Origin of the sequence: Kitasatospora sp. NPDC052868, assembly GCF_044547105.1 — a bacterium.
Taxonomy (GTDB): Bacteria; Actinomycetota; Actinomycetes; order Streptomycetales; family Streptomycetaceae; genus Kitasatospora.
Genome location: NZ_JBITZW010000007.1, coordinates 129,585 through 147,000 on the forward strand (window position 1 = coordinate 129,585; position 17,416 = coordinate 147,000).

The 17,416-nt window shown below is 72.3% G+C and carries 13 protein-coding genes; 4 read left to right on the plus strand and 9 right to left on the minus strand.

Annotation, left to right across the window (positions count from 1 at the left end; all coding sequences use genetic code 11):
• The 4 genes from ACIGZJ_RS14460 to ACIGZJ_RS14475 all read left to right on the plus strand — a co-directional run bounded on the left by ACIGZJ_RS14460 (position 1) and on the right by ACIGZJ_RS14475 (position 3,005).
• Positions 1-924 carry a hypothetical protein gene (locus ACIGZJ_RS14460; protein WP_396457489.1) on the plus strand — a complete coding sequence of 308 codons (924 nt, stop codon included), beginning with the start codon at positions 1-3 and terminating at the stop codon, positions 922-924.
• Positions 925-1,077: 153 nt separating this feature from the next.
• The gene (locus ACIGZJ_RS14465) at positions 1,078-1,578 is read left to right on the plus strand and encodes a hypothetical protein (protein ID WP_396457490.1); all 501 of its coding nucleotides are present in this window, start codon (positions 1,078-1,080) and stop codon (positions 1,576-1,578) included.
• A 567-nt stretch (positions 1,579-2,145) separates the two neighbouring features.
• Positions 2,146-2,322, plus strand: coding sequence for a hypothetical protein (locus ACIGZJ_RS14470; protein WP_396457491.1), 177 nt, complete (start codon positions 2,146-2,148; stop codon positions 2,320-2,322).
• On the plus strand, positions 2,322-3,005 hold the full coding sequence (locus ACIGZJ_RS14475) for a restriction endonuclease (RefSeq protein ID WP_396457492.1): 684 nt from the start codon (positions 2,322-2,324) through the stop codon (positions 3,003-3,005). The genes ACIGZJ_RS14470 and ACIGZJ_RS14475 overlap by 1 nt, the downstream gene beginning before the upstream one ends.
• Before the next feature lie 225 nt (positions 3,006-3,230).
• Here the strand turns inward: ACIGZJ_RS14475 and ACIGZJ_RS14480 are convergent, their stop codons facing one another.
• The 9 genes from ACIGZJ_RS14480 to ACIGZJ_RS14520 all read right to left on the minus strand — a co-directional run bounded on the left by ACIGZJ_RS14480 (position 3,231) and on the right by ACIGZJ_RS14520 (position 17,353).
• Positions 3,231-3,686 (minus strand): hypothetical protein, encoded by a 456-nt coding sequence (locus ACIGZJ_RS14480; RefSeq protein ID WP_396457493.1) that lies wholly within the window; start codon positions 3,684-3,686, stop codon positions 3,231-3,233.
• An 8-nt stretch (positions 3,687-3,694) separates the two neighbouring features.
• Positions 3,695-5,692: a polymorphic toxin-type HINT domain-containing protein gene (locus ACIGZJ_RS14485; protein ID WP_396457494.1), complete on the minus strand. Its 1,998-nt coding sequence runs from the start codon at positions 5,690-5,692 to the stop codon at positions 3,695-3,697.
• Positions 5,689-6,321 carry a sensor domain-containing protein gene (locus ACIGZJ_RS14490; protein WP_396457495.1) on the minus strand — a complete coding sequence of 211 codons (633 nt, stop codon included), beginning with the start codon at positions 6,319-6,321 and terminating at the stop codon, positions 5,689-5,691. Before ACIGZJ_RS14490 ends, ACIGZJ_RS14485 begins: the two co-directional genes overlap by 4 nt.
• A gap of 1,149 nt (positions 6,322-7,470) precedes the next feature.
• Positions 7,471-11,580, minus strand: a complete 4,110-nt coding sequence (locus ACIGZJ_RS14495) for a tetratricopeptide repeat protein (RefSeq protein ID WP_396457496.1) — start codon at positions 11,578-11,580, stop codon at positions 7,471-7,473.
• Positions 11,577-12,902, minus strand: coding sequence for a hypothetical protein (locus ACIGZJ_RS14500; RefSeq protein WP_396457497.1), 1,326 nt, complete (start codon positions 12,900-12,902; stop codon positions 11,577-11,579). Before ACIGZJ_RS14500 ends, ACIGZJ_RS14495 begins: the two co-directional genes overlap by 4 nt.
• Before the next feature lie 20 nt (positions 12,903-12,922).
• Positions 12,923-14,983: a hypothetical protein gene (locus ACIGZJ_RS14505; RefSeq protein WP_396457498.1), complete on the minus strand. Its 2,061-nt coding sequence runs from the start codon at positions 14,981-14,983 to the stop codon at positions 12,923-12,925.
• Positions 14,980-15,954, minus strand: coding sequence for an AAA family ATPase (locus tag ACIGZJ_RS14510; RefSeq protein WP_396457499.1), 975 nt, complete (start codon positions 15,952-15,954; stop codon positions 14,980-14,982). The genes ACIGZJ_RS14505 and ACIGZJ_RS14510 overlap by 4 nt, the downstream gene beginning before the upstream one ends.
• Positions 15,951-16,922: a hypothetical protein gene (locus ACIGZJ_RS14515; protein WP_396457500.1), complete on the minus strand. Its 972-nt coding sequence runs from the start codon at positions 16,920-16,922 to the stop codon at positions 15,951-15,953. Before ACIGZJ_RS14515 ends, ACIGZJ_RS14510 begins: the two co-directional genes overlap by 4 nt.
• Positions 16,919-17,353, minus strand: a complete 435-nt coding sequence (locus tag ACIGZJ_RS14520; RefSeq protein WP_396457501.1) for a hypothetical protein — start codon at positions 17,351-17,353, stop codon at positions 16,919-16,921. The genes ACIGZJ_RS14515 and ACIGZJ_RS14520 overlap by 4 nt, the downstream gene beginning before the upstream one ends.
• Positions 17,354-17,416 lie beyond the last annotated feature (63 nt).

The window sequence follows — 17,416 nt, forward strand, 5'->3', positions numbered from 1 at the left end:
GTGACGATCCGCCGTACCACCCTGACCACCGCCGCCACGCTGCTCGCCCTGTCCGCCGTGGCCGCCTGCAACGATGGCGACGACGCGCAGTCCGCACCGCCGGCCGCCAGTGCCCCGGCCACCTCCGCCGCCGGCGCCACCGTGAGCCCCACCGCCAGTCCCACCGCCAGTCCCACCGCCAGTCCCACCGTGATCCCCGCCGTGAGCGCGAGTGCCACGCCGACGCCGACCGCGGCGAGTGGCACCGGTGCCCCGGTCGACGCCACCGGGGCGTTCGACCCCGCGGTGGCACTGGCCCAGGCCGACCGGACGCCGTACGCCGCCACCGAGACCATGAAGACGACCGCGACGGCTGACGGCCAGGGGAGCGTGATCACCCAGACCGGCCGGATCAACTTCTACACCCCGACCCGTGAGGGCCGGATCGAAACCAAGATGACGATCGGCGACGGCGGCGAGCCGACGATCTGGATGGAGTCGGTCAACACCGGCTCGGCCGTCTTCATGCGGGACAAGAGCACGCCGGGCAGCTCCTGGAGCCCGACGGACCCCGGCAACGACAAGGCCTCCTCCGACGACGAGGGCATCGCCTATGCCAAGGCGCTCGCCGAAGCCGGGCCCGCCGCCCGCAAGGGGATGGAGCAGAAGAACGGCGTCCCGGCCTACCACCTCGGCGCCCGCCTGACGGCTGCCCAGATCAAGGCCATCGACCCCGGTGAGCACAAGAAGATGGTCGACCAGGGCGTCGGCACCAAGGACTACGACATCTGGATCGACCACGCCGGCCGCATCCTGAGCCAGACGCAGTCCATGAAGGTGCCCCGCGGCGGCACGACCGTCACCTCCGTCATCACCGTGAACTACACCGACTTCGGCCCCCGCGAGACCTTCCCCGCGCCGACCACCACCACCACCACCGGCTGACCGGCAACACCCCGCTGCGCCGCCCGCCCGACCGCCCCACCCGGGCGGGCGGCCCAGCCACGCAGCCGCGACGGTCGTGTCGGTTCCTGCCGGAGAATCATCAGGGGCGAAGACGGCGATGCAGAGGACGGGACAGCTGTGTTGAGCGACTGGGTGCGTGACGTCGTGGACCAACGGATGCGAGAGCACCTTGCCGATCCCAATCCGGACCGGATGTCACCCGCGCCGGGCCTGCGGCCGCCGGCGACGCCGGATCAGGTCGCGGAACTCGAAGGCTGGATGGGGCAGCCACTGGAGCCGACCTACGCCGAGTTCCTGCTGCAGGGCGATGGCATGGCCAACTTCGAGCACCACAAGCCGGTGTACGGCTGGCGCGACTGGATCGGCGGCGTCCCTCCGGAGGCAGGGCGCAAATTCGTCGATCTCATACAGGGAGAATTCTGCGTCGACTCCGGTCTCGAGCCGGACGTGCTCCTCGCGCCGATCTCGGTACATCGTGACGGAGCCGTGGGAATCCTCATGATCCCGCCCGGGTCGGGCCCGGGACGCTTCCTCTGGTTCGGCAACGGCGACCTGGCGTTCTTCCCGACGTTCCGGGAGATCCTCGAATGCGCAGTCGACTACGGACGGTGGAAGGACTACTCCGCGATCTAGCCGCTCCACGGGGGTCGGGAGCCGGAACGGCGTCAGCTAGCCTTCCTACGACGTGGTGCGCGCTCGGTGGCGGCCTGCTTCACAGGCCACCGCAGTACGCTGCTGTCGAAGCGCCCGTACCGGCCTCACGACGGCGCAGCCGACTCGCCGGAGTGACACCGCAGTCCGAGCGCGGATGGTCGACGCCCTGCTTGTGCGCCGTCGGCGTACGCCGCCGCTTTCCGCCATATTCATGATCAGGGCTCCCGGCAGCGACGGGTCTGCTGTCCTCGCAGGCCAGGGACCCCGGTATACGTGCGGGGCTTCCGGTGCGGGCAACCCCGGGAGGAGCGCTCATGCTCCGAGATCGATCGACGACGAATGGTCAGTGCAGGTGGAGGGGTGGGTGCGGGTGGGCCGCCTCCGGCGGCCTGCTTGTCTGGAATGTACTCCTTCCCGAGACCGTCTGTTGATGATCCGTCACTTCCTGTCGTTGGCCGCTGGTACATCAATGGCCAGAAGGGCCGCGTGGTGCGGTCCGCCGACCGAAGGGAGACCTCGATGCCGGTTCCGGAGGGGTACCACGTCGTGCGACGTCACATCCGCCGCAACCCGCGGCCGGGCGCGAAGAGGATGAGCGGCTGGACGATCGCCGGGATCTGCGCGCTGGTCTGGCTGTGGGGGCATTTCATCGGATTCGGCGACAGCGCCACGACCACGCCGAGCACGCCCGCGCCCGCCGCCTCCGCCCCCGCGGCGCCCTGATGGCCCGCAGGCGGCGTCGACTGCGTCGGCCTCACGGCACCACCGAGCTCGCCGCAGCCGGGCTCGTCGCCCTCGCGGCGGCTGTCCTGCTCTTCCAGGCGGCCGAGGCCGGCGCCCGGGTCGCCGTGCGGTACTGGCCCGTCCTCGCCGGCCTCGCGGGCGTGGCTGCCATCGGCGCGACGGCCAGGTGGGTGCGGCGCCGCGCCGAAGACCAGGCCCGTGCACAGCGGCTGGCGTCGCTGCGGCTCGACTTGGCTGGCATCGACGCCCTCGGCGACCAGGAGTTCGAATACGTGCTACGGGATCTGCTGGTGCGGGACGGCTGGAGAGCTCGGAAGGTCGGCCAGCAGGGCGACCAGGCCGCCGACGTGATCGGTCAGCACCCAATCCTGGGCCGGATCGTGCTCCAGGCCAAGCACACCAAGGTCGGCGCGAAGGTCGGCTCCCAGGTGATGTACCAGGTCAAAGGGACCGCCGGACCCGCTCACGGCGCAGACATCGCCGTCGTGATCACCAACGGCTCTTTGACTCGCGACGCCAAGGCGTGGGGCGACAAGCACCGGGTGCACTGGGTCGACCGCGACCGGCTGCGCCTGTGGGCCGAGCACGGCGTCGCTCTGCACGACCTGCTGCGGCTTCCGGCCCGCGTGGCCAGGCCCAGACCTGGCCGACCGACGGCGTGATCCTCCCGCCACCCCGATTCGGTATAGAGGGCGGCCGTGCGGGACGACGGCACATTCGATCCGCTGCTGAAGTTCATTGCAGCAGGCGGGAGGCGGTGGATCCGGACGCTCCGGCCGGTCTGACGACCGGTCTGGAGTTCCGGATCGACGAAGCCTCAGCGTGGTTCCCAGGCGTGATCCGGATCGCCTCTTGAGGTTGCTGAGGTTCCAGCAACCTCCTGTGGGTCAGAGCCCGAGTTCCGCGAGGGCCTGGTTCTCGGCCAACTGTGGGTACTCGAGGCTGAGTTCAGCCAGAACGTCGTGCCGTAGGGCAATCCAGGCGTTCCTGAGCTCAGCCAGTTCACAGACCGCTTCGATGGTGGAGTAGGTGCATGCGATTCGAATCTTCCCAGCCTCGGGCGTGAACTTGATCAGCTCGGCGTTCTCGGTAAACCCTAGCGTCGAGCCCACACCTCGCTCTAGGTAGCCCAGTACACCGTGCATCGACCAGAGGAAGTCGAACACCGGCGTCCACGACCACGGCGGAGCCAGCTGAGCCCCGTCGACCGTGAACGACAGTTCGGACAGGAAGTAGTACCAACGCAAGTCGGCTCGGCTTACCCGGGCAAGATCCACTCCCTCTTGGTGTTCTCGGCCACGGTCCACATACTGGCCGGTTCGAAGATACTCAAGCGTGACCATCAGACCCCCTACGGTCGCTCGACTGGAAAGGCATTCCGAATTTCAAGCGTGTCAGGGTCCACGTAGACTCGGACCGTATACAAGTCTTTGATCTTGTTCGGGTCTGCGTTCCGGGTCTTCCCGATCACCACTGGTTCTCCCTTCGGGTTGACGAACTTGTACTCCCATGCCTCGCCGTCCCGGTTTGGGGTGTCGAAGACTTGCTTGCCCTTCGCGAGGACGGTCCGGATGAATGCTGCCCGGCTTTGCGGGGTGGTCCTGGGCAGGAACTCGGTCTTGGTGACGTCGGGGTTGCTTCCCTCGGGCGTGTGGCCTTCCAGGATGTGGTTGTCGTCGATGACGAGCTTGGCGAGGTCCAGACCGCAGTTCAGATTCTCGTCGTTGTGGACCAGCACCGCCGTGGCGCCCACGAGCACATAGTAGGTGTGGACACCCTTGACGGTGAGGTTGTAGGCGGTGAGATCCTGCGGGTAGCCGCGGACCGAACTGACCTCGACCGTCGTTCCGTTGGGGTTTCGCAGTCCTTCGCCGGGGTTGAGGTCCGCCGCGTCGGTGAACGCACCAGTGGTGGCGTTCCAGAAGGGATGCCGGTCGGTATCGTGCAGTGTCGCACCGCCGGTGACGGTGACGTCGACCATGGCGTGCGGTCCGGCATGCCGGATTGTCTGCGTCACGGGGTGGGACGCAGTGGCCCAGGTCGCCGTATCGGTCGCGAGGACCTGCGTACCAGGAGCGATCTGTTCGATCGGCAGGCTGCTGCCGTCGGTGAGCAGGACGTGTGTACCAGCGGCGAAGCTGTTGGGGGCTTCACAGGGCGTGAGGGACGCGACCTCATCGATGATCTTCTTGCCGCCGCCGTTGGGGACTGTGGCCTGGCCCCCTTTTGCGAGAACGGAGTTGAAGGCCTCCTGCCCTGGGCCCGACCCGCCTGCTGTGTCCCAGATCTCCAGTGCTTTGTAGTGGCCGTTCGGCTTCGGGATCAGGCCTTCGTAGGTGGCTACGGGGGCGAGCAGGGCAAGGTCCGAGGCGTCGAGACGGTTGACGGCGTCGGGGTCCAGGTAGGCGGTGACGGGTCGCTTGTCGACCTTGACGCCGTTCTTCCTCGCGTAGGCGTCGATAGCCGCGTTCTTGCCGACGGGGGAGCGGGCGTCGCTGCCTGCGGACGGTCCGCCGCTGCCTGCGGACGGTGCGCCGGTGACGCGGGCGGCAGGCGGGCGGGGGGCGTCGGCGCCCCGGGCCATCGGTGTTGGGGCGGGCCGGGTGCCGATGAGGCCCTGGTTCGCGGTGGCCGCGTCCCGGAGAATCTGCTGCCGCTGGGAGATCAGTTGCTGTGATTCGTTCTGGAACGCGGTGGCTTTGGTGCCGAGGGCACGCGCCTGGGCTCCGAGTTTCGTCGCCTCCTCGAGGACCTGCGACTGCCTGGCGCTGGCTTTCGACAGTTCCGGTTCGATCGCGGCCCGTTCGGCCTGGAGCTGGGACGCTTCGGCGTCGAGTCGGGCCTTCTCCGCGTCGTACGCGCTCGCGGCCGCGGCTTCGGCAGGCAGCTCGAAGACGTGTGGTGCGGCGTTGTGCGCGGCGATCCGGGAGTTGAGGGCGGCGCTCTTGGAGTTGAGGGCGGAGGCCTTGCCCAGGGCGGTGGAGGAGTCCTTGGCCGCGGCCTCGGAGTTCGCCTTCAGGGCCGCGGTGCTCTCGGTGAGCTTGCGGGTCTCCGCCGCCAGTTCGCTCGCGCGCTGGGGCAAGGTCCCGACCTGCTGGTCGAAGGCGGTGATCCGGGTGTTGAGGGCGGCGGGGTAGCCCGCGCTCGGCCGAAGCGGCTCGGGCACGGGAGCCACGGCGGCCGGGGCGGGCAGTGCGGCGACCGGTGGATCGGCCGCCGGGGCGGCCGCGCTCTCACCGGCCATCGGGACCGGGACCAGCGCCGCCAGGAGCATCAGGCACACGCCGCGCCACGCGGCGCCCGGAACGCGGGCTGCCACCCCTCGCCGTGCCGACCGCCGCCGTGTCATGCGGTCACCTTCCCGGCGATCCGGTCCGCGATCCGCGCGACGGCCGGCCGGCCGTCGCCCGCTGAGCAGAGCGCCACCTGCAGGACCGTCCGGCCCTTGAGTCGGGCCTGGCGGTGGCAGGCCCAGCCGTCCCCGGCATCCTGTGTCGCCGTCCAGCCGACGGTGTCCCGGGTGACGGTGTCGGTCTTGTAGGTCCACATCGACGTGCTGCCGTCCGGGTCGATCCGCACGGCGGACCGGCATCCCCTGAGGCCCTCGTCCAGCCTGCGGAACGCGGCGGAGGCCTTGTCCTCGTCGGGGTAGACGCCGATGACCTGGGTCACCGTGTGGTCACCCGTCCCCGCCGGGTCCTGGTAGGTCGCGGACAGGAACGCCGTCCACTCCTGCCCGTAGACCGACCTGGTGGCCGGCCCCGCCGCCACCGCACAGCCCGACGGCTCGACCGCGACCGCCTCGGGAGGCTCGCTGCCCCTCGGCCCGGCCACCACTGTCGTCCCGGCCAGCCTGCTGACCTCGTCCGGGACGAGCAGATCCGCCTGGACCGTCCCGGCCGCCACGTGCAGGTCCCCGCCGTCCGACGCCCGCAGCCACCACCATCCCCCGCCGGCGGCCAGCCCGACGCACAGCACGGCGGCGACCGCAACCAGCAGCCTCCGCTTCGCCCGGCCCACAGGAAGCGGCCCGCCCGGCGCCGCTTCCCCGGGGAAGGCCGGCTGCGCCGCCAAGCCCTCAGGCAGCGGTCCCCGTTCGTCCGCGGGCGCCGAGGGACGGGGCACGGCACCCGCCAAACCCTCGCCGGCCGGACCCGCTTTCGGCGGCTCGATGATGAAATCGGAGTTCTCGGCCACGCCTCATCTCCCCATGACACAGCGTCAAATCGGCAAGCCTGATAACGTTCTGTGGATTTCGCCGATGCACAGAGTGGCTGATCCGGCCCACTGCGGCAAGCCCTTCTCCGCTGGTTTGAGGCCTTGCTGAGCATTCCGATCGGCGCACGCCCGACTACCCTCCGTCGTCGGAAGGGTCATTGACAGCTGCCGTCGTGACTGTGTGCCGACTCCGGCGGGGCCGACCGGCTCGTCACCGAGGACGGGCCGGTGCGGACGTACTTCATGGCCATGCCGCTCGCGAGACCGAACCGGCGCCTGATCCACAGCGGTTCCCGCGCAGGCGGCGCCGGCCGGGTTCCGGGGAGAGACGTCGAAGCGCCTCCCTCTTTGGACGCGAGTTCACAAGGCCGAACAGCATGTTCACCGACGATCTGGATTCACTCGATCGAGTGACAGGTCTTCCAGTCTGGTGGGGCGTGCCACGAGGAGCCGCGCAGGAGGGTGCACAGGAGGGCGCGCAGGGCGGCTGTCAGGTTGACCGGGGTGTGCGCCTGGGTGATGTTTGTCGATGAGCCTGGTGGTGTCGGCTTCCACGCGACACATCGCGCTCAGGAGGGGGCTGTACGCGGACTCGGCCTGAGTGATCTCCGTCCAGACCGGTACCGTCGCCGTTAGCCGACCGGCGCCGCAGAGGCGGAGCCCGGTGTGTCAGTTCGCCCAATGTCGAAGGCCTGCCGACTCCGCTCCCTCGTAGAGCTGATGGGGGCGGGCGGGAGCATGGGAGCCACGGTGGGACAGGCTCGCTCCGGCCTGTGGCAGGCCACCCCGTCTCCAGCGTGAACCCGCTGCTGACTGGCGGACCGGCCTCGGCGCACGTCGGCGCGGCCGTCGCGGTCGCCGCACCGTGGGGCGTCGAGGCACGGCCCGGGGTCAAGGACCCGGCCCTGGCTACGGACCAGTGCTGCCTCCGCCGTGGTCGTGCCAGAAGGGCGCTCGCACGGCCCGGTCGCCCCGCCCGTCGCGGGGCTCCGTCGCCGGACCGTTCCCCAGGTCGTCGAGCGAAGCTGCCTCGGTGAGGACGCTGTGGGCCTCGGCGGTGCGGCCGGCGTCCGCCAGCCGCTCCGCGAGGGCGCGGAGCATGGCCGCGAGGCCCGGGACAGCGGTGTCGGGGATCGACCCGATGATCAGACGGTGGATCCGGACGGCTTCGGCGCTCGCGGTCAGGGCCTCGTCGAACCGGCCGAGGCGGCCCAACAGCATGGAGAGGCCGACGAGGCTCGTCACCAGGTCGGGAAGGAAGAGGTCGGGCACGGCATCAGCCAGCCGGCGTCGGAGGCCGACAGCCTCGGCGGCGACGTCGAGCGCGGATTCCAGTCGGCCGTGCTCGCTCAGCCTCCCCGCGAAGTTGTCGAGGGTGGCGGCGAGGCCCGGTAGATGGGCGTCGGGACTGGCCTCGGCGAGTCGGCGTTGGATCGCCACGGCCTCCACCATCGCGGCCATGGCCTCCCCGTGGCGGCCCTGGCGGTCGAGCAGGGTCGAGAGGTTGTTCAGGCTCATGCCCAGCTCGGGGAGGAAGGCCTCGGGGTTCGATTCGGTCAGTCGACGGTAGAGGCCGACGGCCTCGGTGATGGAGTCGAGCGCGGCCGCGGGCCGCCCGGCCTGGTCCAGGCCCAGGGCGAGGTTGTTGAGGCTCCTTGCGAGATCCGGCAGACGGGCGGCGGGGTTGGCCTCCGTCAGCTCGCGCCGGATCGAGACGGCCTCCCGGTTGGTGTCCAGGGCCTCCTCGTGTCGACCGAGGTCCGCGAGCCGGGCCGAGCGGCTGTCGAGGCCGGTGGCGAGGTTCGGCAGATAGGCGTCGGGGTTCGACGAGGCCGACCGGCGCAGCAGCTCGACGGCTTCGTCCGCGGCCTCCAACGCTTCGGCGCGCCTGCCGAGTTCGCCCAGTTCGGCCGCCAGGTTGACGAGGCTCCCGGCGAGCTCGGGCAGAAAGGTCTCCGGGGCGGCCTCGACGAGGTCCCGGTAGATCCGGACGGCTTCGCGGCTGGAGTCCAGCGCCTCCTCGTGCCGGCCCGCCGTCGCCAGCCGGGTGCCCAGGTTGCCGAGCCCGGCGGCGAGGTCCGGAAGGAAGGAGTCGTGGTCCATCCCACCGAGCCGGCGCCGGAGATGGACGGACTCCGTGGTGGCGCTGAGGGCCTCGTCGAAGCGGCCCATGGACGAGAGGTGGATGCCCAGGTTGCTGAGCCCCCTGCCCAGGCCGGACAAGTGGGGGTCGGACGGGGTCTCGGCCAGCCTGCGCCAGAGGCCGACCGCTTCGGTGGCGGCGCCCAGGGCCTCCTCATGCCGGCCCGTCGCGGTGAGGCGCAGGCCGAGGTCGTCGAGGCACTCGGCGAGTCGCGGCAGGTGGTCGGGGTCGTACTCGGCGCGCGGGCGGTACTCGGCGACGAGGCGCCTGGTGAGCCGAACGGCCCAGAAGGCGAGCCGCTCGCTCTGCTTCGGAAGGCGCTGGGTCAGCCGCTCCAGCTCGCTGAGGGGGAGGTCGGGCGAGGCGGTGATCTGCTCCAGGGCTTCGAGCAACGGCTCCGGCGCCTCCGCGCGGGTGACGGCCTCGACGGCCGCGGGCCCCAGGACGCGGGAGTGGCGCACGCACAGGGCGGAGAGCTCACGGCCGAGCAGACCTGCGAAGACCTGGTGGTTCGCGGCCCGGGCATAGACGTTCAGGAGCTGGGCGAGCTGCGCGGGGGAGGCGGCGGGTACGGCTTGATCGGCGAGCGCGGGATCCTCGGCGAGCTCCCGGCCGACGAAGCGCTCGGCCAGCCGGTCGGGTTGCAGGGTCTCCCACGGGCGGGGAGGGGCGGACGGCGACACGGCGGTGATCCAGGAGCGGACCGCATCCCGTCGGTCTCGGCTCTGGTCCGCCAGGGCGGGGACCCGGCGGAGGAGCTCGTCGGCCTCGGTGCTGCTCTCGGCCCCGAAGAGGAAGGCCACGGCCAAGGTGCTGAGGAGCGTGCGCATCGACAGTACGGAAGTAACGCCCCGGGCGTCCGCCAGCAGCGTCCAGTAGCGCTGCTCGTGGCCGAGCAGCCGGTCCTCCAGCTCGTCGGGCCGCAGAGCGGGTTCCTCGTCCGCGGAGCCGGACTCGAGCTGCTCGGCGGTGTCCAGCAGATCGGCGAGCGCGGTCATGTGGAGGGCCAGTACCGTCCGGTCTCGCTCCCGGGCGAGGCGCTCGCCCGGGTAGGACCGGACGACGAGATGGTCCGCGATGGGCGGCCAGTCGTGCTGCTCCCAGCCCGGTATCCGCCTCAGCTCCAGCGCGAAGCCGCGGACCGCGCGTACGTACTCCTCCGCGGGCCGGACCTCGAACTCCTCCTGCCACGGCGGGAGTGCGGTGACCCGGGCGTCCTGGAGGAGGCTCTCGGTGAGGTGACTGGCGAGGGTCAGGCCCTGCCACCAGTCGCCCGCGGTCCGGGCGAGGAGGAGAAGTTTGAACGGCGGGTCGGGGTACTCGCGGTCGGCGACGACCTCCAGGAGTGCGCGAAGCTCGTCGGTACGGGCTTCGGCGTAGTCCACGACGATCAGCGTCGGTACGACCGCGCGCCTCAGCTCTGCCAGGCTCACGGAGTGGGCTCTCTTGCGCAGCCACAGCACCGCCGAGTTGTCGGCGGCGGCCAGGTTGGTCAGTTCCTGCGCCAGTCTGGTCTTGCCCTGGCCGCCGGCGCCGTGGATCAGATGGATGCCGAGGCCCGGTTCGCGCACCCAGTCCCGGAGCCGGGCCAGAAGGGCTGCACGGCCGCTGAACGGGAGGACCTGTCGCCGGGCCTGGAGCAGCGCGGCGGGCGTTCGCCACACGGACCGGGCCCGTGGGCGGACGCCATCGGCGAGCTCGCGCCATTCGGCGGGTTCGAGGAGCAGGTCGGCCTGCGGCAGGTGCCGGAGCAACTCTTGGCGGAACGACGGCGAGGCCATCAGCACGGAACAGGGCACCACGTGGAGCCGGTCCCGGTCCGGTTCGTGCGCGGTGGTGACGCCGGTAAGCAGGTCGTCGCAGAAGACCGCGCCGCCGCCGATCGCGCCCGGGAACGAGGCCGAGGTGGAGGAGGGCCAGTGGGCCGACGTCATCATAGCGACCTCGGTCCTGACTCCGGCCTGGCGGAGGTGGCCGTAGACGTGGTGGAGCTCCCCCGGCCGGTGGGCCGACGGTGCCTGAACCCACGTCACCCGGCATTCCGTGGTGGGCGAGTGGGTGACCAGGCGCCCCCAGCGGACGGGGTCGGCCTCCGGGGCGCGGTCGGGAGCGTAGGCGTCCAGGCGGACCAGGGCGACGTCTCCCACGTACGTGCCCTTTCCGACCCATGCGACGGAACCGCGCAGCCAGTGCTCCTGCCCCGTTCTGTACACCTCCGTCGCCGTACCGGGCTTGGGCCGGCCCGGGAGTGCAGTCAGCACCAGACCGGGCGCGATCTCGTAGCCGGAGACCACCAGACCCGGGAGATGGTCCGACCCGAGGGGCGGGCGGGTCATCGACAGCCGGACGGAGACGACCCGCCCGTCCTGTGGTCCGTCCGCCCGTCCGACCCTCGGAGCGGGGACCGGTGAAGCGGCCGGCGGATTCACCCGGGGGCGCAGCGGCACGGTCGGAGGCTCCTCCACGGCCGGCCCGCCCGCGCCGGGTGCGAGGCCGACCGGCAGGTCGACGGTGCGGAACGGGATGCCGCCGGCCGTCACCAGCGTGAGCTGGAGGCTCAGCGCCCCGGTCCCCCCGCCGGTGGCCCGGCCCGGGACCGGCAGGTCCTCGGCGACGTGGGCCACGAAGCGCGCCGGACCGTACGTCCCGCCGTACCGGTGCAGGAGGACGGCGGTGGGGCCCAGGGCCTCGATCTCGAGGCCGGGGCAGCCCGAGAGCATGCAGCCGATCGCGAACTCCTCCTGGTCGTAAGGCCAGTCGGGCAGCGGCTCGGTGCCCGCGATCTCGACGTCGACCGTGACGAGGTAGCTGAGGCCGGGCTCCACCTGGTCCGGCCAGCTCACCAGCGGGCGCAGCGGAACCGACGGCGGTGTCATTGGTCCGTCCCCTCGTCGGCCCCCGTCGGGGCGGTACCGGTCGTGCTCTCCCCGTTCGCGACGGCGCCGGGGTGGGTGAGGTGCAGGGTGGTGTCCGGATGCCCGTAGTAAACGTACAGAAAGCTGGTCAGGAAGAGTTTGAAGTCCATCTCGAGGCTCTGCTCGTCCTTGCCGGAGCTGTTCCGGGTGCGTTTCGCGTAGTGCCGCCGGTGCTCCTGGAGCACGGAGGCGAGGTTGACGGGCTGGTCCGAGGCGTCCTCCAGCAGGCGGGCCGCGAAGTCGTGCGAGTGGTCGATGTCGATGTCGCCGATGACCGCCACGACGGCGCTCGCCCCCTTGCGGAGGAAGAGTTCGACGAAGCTGCGCACCGGTCGACCCGGCAGTTGCTCGTCCTGCATCGCCTGCCCGGAGGCACAGGCGTTGAGCAGCACCGGGGGCCCGGTGTCTTGGAGCGTGTGCATCGGGTAGCCCGTGAACCGGTTCAGAGACCGGCCGCCGATGGTGAAGGTGTTCCCGGACTGCGAGTAGGCGCCGTGGGCGCGGATCATGATCAGTCCGAGCGGTTCGTCCGGCTGGTCGAGCCGCCGCATCAGGTCGTCGACGGTCCGGTACGGGGGAGCGGCCAGGTAATCGGGGAAGCCGCCGACGGGGACGTCGAGGTCCCCCTCGAGCAGCATCACCAGGCCGCCCTTGCTGGCGTGTCGCGGTGCCGAGTAGTCCCACACCCGCGGACCGTCGTGCACGCTGGTCCAGCGGACGACTGGGACGAGTTCGCCGAGCCAGCCGTCGAGTTCGCCGCCGGAGGCCACCGACCGCTCGAGGTAGAAGAGCTCCCAGGGGATGTTGTACGAGGTGTTGTCCCAGATGACGAGCTGCGGCTGCGGCGAGAAGGCGAACAGGTCCCGGATCCAGCGGACCAGTGTGCTCTGGTAGAGCCACCAGTTCCGCACCTGGTGGTAGGCGGCGGACCAGGGGCCGTCACCCCCCGCGCACACCGGGCCGGCCGCTGAGGCCGCGGTGTCCTTCATCAGCCGGGCGAGCGACAGTCCGAGCTGAGGCAGCTCCGGCTGGCTGGGCGCCGACTGGACGGTCCGCTCGTGGTGCCAGGTCATCGAGATCCTGGGCTGCTCGGCGGAACCGCTGCCGGTGACGCAGAGCATCGCAGTCCCGGGGGGCAGGGCGTCGCCGAGGCCGGCCCAGCCGGGCTCGAACTCGTCGGAGGGGCCGGGGCGCACCACGTCCTCGGCGACCGGTCCGGTCGGCGGGCGGACGGCGGGGCGCGGTGCGGGCAGGCCGACATCGGCGGCGAGGAGCCCGCGCATGGTCGGAGGTTGCGGGGTCGTCATGGCTGTGGACCCGCCTCCGGGCGGCGGTCCGCGCCGACGGGTGACGGCGGGGCGGCCGGGGGGTCGGCCCGCCCGGTGGCCGGCTCGGCCGGTACCAGGAGCGCTTCGGCGGCCAGGGCCTCGGCGAGGTCGAGGACGAGGTCGGGGTGGAGGCCGCTGTCCGGGGCGATGAGCACGGTGCGGGCGCGGGGGAGAGCCCGGACGGCGGCGGCCGCGGTGAGGGCGTCGGTGACGCCCTCCCGACCGACCCGGGCCGTCACCCGGCCGATCAGGCTGGCGTCGAGCGGCACGTTGCCGCGGCCGTCGGTCACCACGACCAGGACTGCCCGGTGGTGGTTGCCCCGGGCCCGTCGGTGGAAGCGGCGCATCTCCTGGGCCGTGAGGTCCAGGGCGTGCGCGAGCGGGCTGGCCGGGCCCGGGGAGCGTGCGACGGAGGCGAGGATCCGCGGGTCGAGGAGCGAGGCGGCCCGGTACCGCTCGGCGACTGCCTCGTTGGGTGCTCCGAGGTGGCCGAACTCGACGACGGTGACGGCAGCGCTTTCCTGGTAGGCCCAGCGGAGGAACGGAGCCAGTGGCGGGCCGAGGTCCCAGCCCTTGCGGCAGGAGTGGTCCAGCAGCAGGAACAGTGCCCGGCCGCTGTCGCGGGCGCGCCGGTACTGCCGCAGGTCCGCCGCGCTCACGGACAGCCCGCGCGGCGGCCCGGCCGAGTCCGTCGCGTCCGGGCCCGGGGCTGCTGCGAGGCGGCGGACCGCCTGGAACTTCGCGGCCTCCAGCAGGGTGGGGACGAGGGCGAGGTCGTGGAGGTCGCGAGCAGGGCGCGCACCGGTCCGCCGACCACCCGTCGGCCGCTCGGCGGAGGAGCGGTGCCTGTCGGAGCGCAGCGAGGCGAACGGGGGCAGGGCGGCGGGGTCGTCCTCCGGGTAGGGCGAACCGGGGACGGTGCCCGGTACGGGGGCCTGCTCGGGGTCGAGCGCGCGGGAGGCCGGTGCGGCGATCGCGGACGGCGGTTCGGCCGGGTCGGCGCTCTGCGGGTTCGTACCGGTGGCCGCCGCCGTCGGCCCGGGGGCCGCCGGGGGCGCCGGATCCGTGGGCGGTTCGGCGGGTAGCGGGTCCGCCGCGCGGGGCGGGACGGGGGCCTGCGACGGGGGCAGACCGAGTAGCCGGGCGGCCTCGTGCACGTGATCCGGGCCGACGTACTCGGCGTCGGCGGCCAGGACCCGGGCCGTGCGGGCCAGCGCGAGGTCCCTGCGCCGACCGGGACCGCCGGGCATCAGCGCGACGACCAGGGCGGCCGCTTCGGGGCCAAGTCGGGCGGGGCGGGGGCGTGCGCGGCGGGCGGGCAACAGCGCGCCGAGCAGCGCCAGGTCGTCGGCAGGCTCGGCGGCGCCGGTCGCCGCCGCTTCCGCCGCCGCTTCCGCCGTCGTGGCCGCCGAGTGCCGCGTGGCGGCCCGCAGCGTGAGCAGGGCCTGCGCAAGGTCGCCTGCGTCCGCCCGAAGCGGGAAACGGTCCAGCAGGTGCGGGGAGAGCCGTGCCGCCGCCGCCCGGGGCAGGGCGGCCAGCCAGCGGGTCCGGGGCTCCCACCGCAGGCTGTGCCCGAGCCGCTCCACGGAGGCGGCGTCGGAGTCGAGCAGCGCCAGCGCGGCCTGGACGACGGGGAGCGGGGCGTGCTCGAGATCGGGTACCAGTACGACCGGTGGTGGACCGGCGTCGCCCTGCTCGACGAGGGCGCCGGGCCGCAGGGCGAAGCCGCGGCCGACGGGTGCGGTCGGCAGCCACAGGCTCTCAGCGGTGGTCCACGCCCCGAGGACGACGACGGGGCCGTGCGGCCGGGCCGTTCCGCTCCCGCCGCTCCCGTTCCCGTCGTCGCCCGGTGCCGCGGGCGACGCGGCGGCGCCCCCGTCCGGCCCGTCGGCCAGGCGCTCGGCGAGTACCCGGCCGAGCAGGGACAGCAGCGCCGGTTCCAGGTCGAAGAGCAGCAGGCCGCCGAGGCGCCGCTCCGCCGCCACGCAGTCGAGCAGGGTCAGCACCCGGGCGAGCGCGGAGGGCACAGAGGTCACGCCGGCCGTCCGGCCGCGACCGACAGCACCTCGTCGACCTGCCGGTCCTGTTCCGGGCCCCAGGCCGGCAGGGAGCCCGACTCCCCGGCGGAGCGACGGTGGATCAGCGCCAGCCGGGCCACCCGCCGCACGTGGTCCGTGCTGACCGTCGAAGCGCCCTCGATCGCGGCCAGGGCCCGCGCGGCCCGGCAGAGCACCAGGTCGCCGCGGTGGCCGACCACGCGGAAGTCGGCCGCCAGCCTTCCGCAGTCGAGCAGGGTGTCCGGGCCGTACTCGACGGAGCCGAGCCGCCCCCGGGCGCCGTCGAGTTCGGCCCTCCGTGCCTCGTCGGCCGCCAGCGCGTCCTTCAGGAAGGCGGACTCCGGGTCGTCGCGCTCGGCCTCGAACTGCAGGACCGTCTCGATGATCCGCTGCCGCTGCTCGGGCTCCTGCTCGGCGGCGACCTCGGCGACCAGGCCGAACCGGTCGAGGAGCTGGGGGCGCAGTCCGCCCTCGTCCGGGTTCATGGTGCCGACGAGGGTGAAGTCCACTTCCTGGCGCTGCTCGGCCAAGCCCTCGCGCTGGACGCTGAGCAGCCCGGTCGAGGCCACGTCCAGGATGATGTTGACGAGGTAGTCGTCAAGCAGGTTGATCTCGTCGATGTAGAGGATCCGCGACGCGGAACGGGAGGCCTCCACGAGCAGCCCGTCCTCGGGTTCGGCCAGCCCTTGCATCAGCTTCTTGATCTGCCAGCCGCCGAGGACCCGGTCGTCGGTGGCTCCGATCGGCAGGGTGACGGGCAGTTCGCCCGCGACCATGAGGCTGAACGCGCGGATGGTGGTGGTCTTGGCGGTCCCGCGCTGGCCGGTCGCAAGCACCCCGCCGACGGCCGGGTCGACGTAGGCGATCTCCAGGGCCCTGCCGAGCTCCTCCTGACCGACGAGCAGGGAGTACGGCAGGATCCGCCGCCGCCCGGTGGCCGGGGCCGTCATGGGTTCCCTCCAGTGCCGCCACCGGCGGCGTAGGTCCGGGCGGGGTCCAACGGGATGCCCTGCCGCCAGAAGTCGCTCAGTTCGGTGAACAGGGTCTGTTCCTCGCCCTGCCGGGTGGGCACCTCGAACCGCAGTGCCTTGAGCAGGTCGGCCCGGTGCAGGTCGAACGCCACATGGACGCTCTCCCCGTAGCCGAGTGCCGCCTGCACCGCGCCGCGGTAGGCCGCTGCTGCCACGACCAGCGGGACCAGCGCCAGCAGCCACCACCACCCGGTGCGCAGCAGCAGTACACCCGCAACGACGGAGGTGGCCGCCATGACGGCCGCGATTCGTACGGCGCCGTCCAGGGCGTCGCGCCGGTCGTCGACCAGGGTGCGTACCTCCCCGACGAGCAGCGGGTGGAGCCGGGGCCAGGCCACCACGGCGTCCAGGCCGTAGGGGCGCCCGGCGCTGTCCTCCAGCGCGGCGAGCGCGTTGCCCAGGGTGGTCGGGCGCAGCACGTGGTCGGGGAGCGCGAAGCGCCGCCGCAGCTCCTGTCCGGCCTCCCCGGCCCGCTGGACCGCCTCCGGGCTCGGCGCGGTCGCGCCCTGGGGGAGCAGAGCGGCCGTCTCCAGGGCGCGTTTGCGCCGCCGCTGGCGGCGCAGGGCCAGGCCTCCGCCGAGCAGACGCGGCCAGGCCCCCTCGAAGAGCCGGACCAGGGGGAGTTGGAGCGGATTGAGCAGGACGCCCAGCAGCGTGACGGCGAGCACGAGCGCCACCAGTTCACCGGCGCCCAGTCCGGCGGCCGTCGCCCAGGCGGCCTTGAAGTTCAGCCCCGCCCCTTCGGGCGCCGCCCAGGCGCGGGCGCCGGCCCACACGAGCACCAGGAGGAAGACCAGCGCGGCATAGGTCGGCAGGTAGCCGAGGAGGAAGAAGCGCCGCCCGGCGCCGAGTTCGGCGGGCGGCTTGAGTGCGCCGGGAAGGTTCATCGCCGCAGTCCCATCGTGCCGTGACCGGCGACGTCGCACACCGGAAGGGCGCGCGGATCGTAGTAGGAGAGGATGCTCGAACGGTCGCAGGCGGGGACGGCGCAAACGAACCGGATCGCCTTGAACTGCTGGGAGAGCCCCGGCAGCGTGGCCCGGTCGGATCCGCCGAACTCGGGCTGGTCACCGGCGGTTCCGGCCGTCGCGACCAGCCTGCTGGGGGTGGCGATCCCGATGTCCTGCCCGTCCAGGCGGATCACGACCGCGGTCAGCCCCGGCCGGGTGCGGAACATCAGTTCCAGGCGGGACCGCACCTCGTCGGACCGCTCTTCGGCGGTGATGTCGAGCCGGTCGCCGACCTCCGCCGCACGGGCGCCGGGATCGATCAGCCGACCCAACCGAGCCTGCGCCCGCCTGACATCCTTGTTCGTCATGACCCCCCTCAGGCACGAGCGACGGGGGTCATTCTATGGTCAACTCCCTTGCCGCTGGCCCCT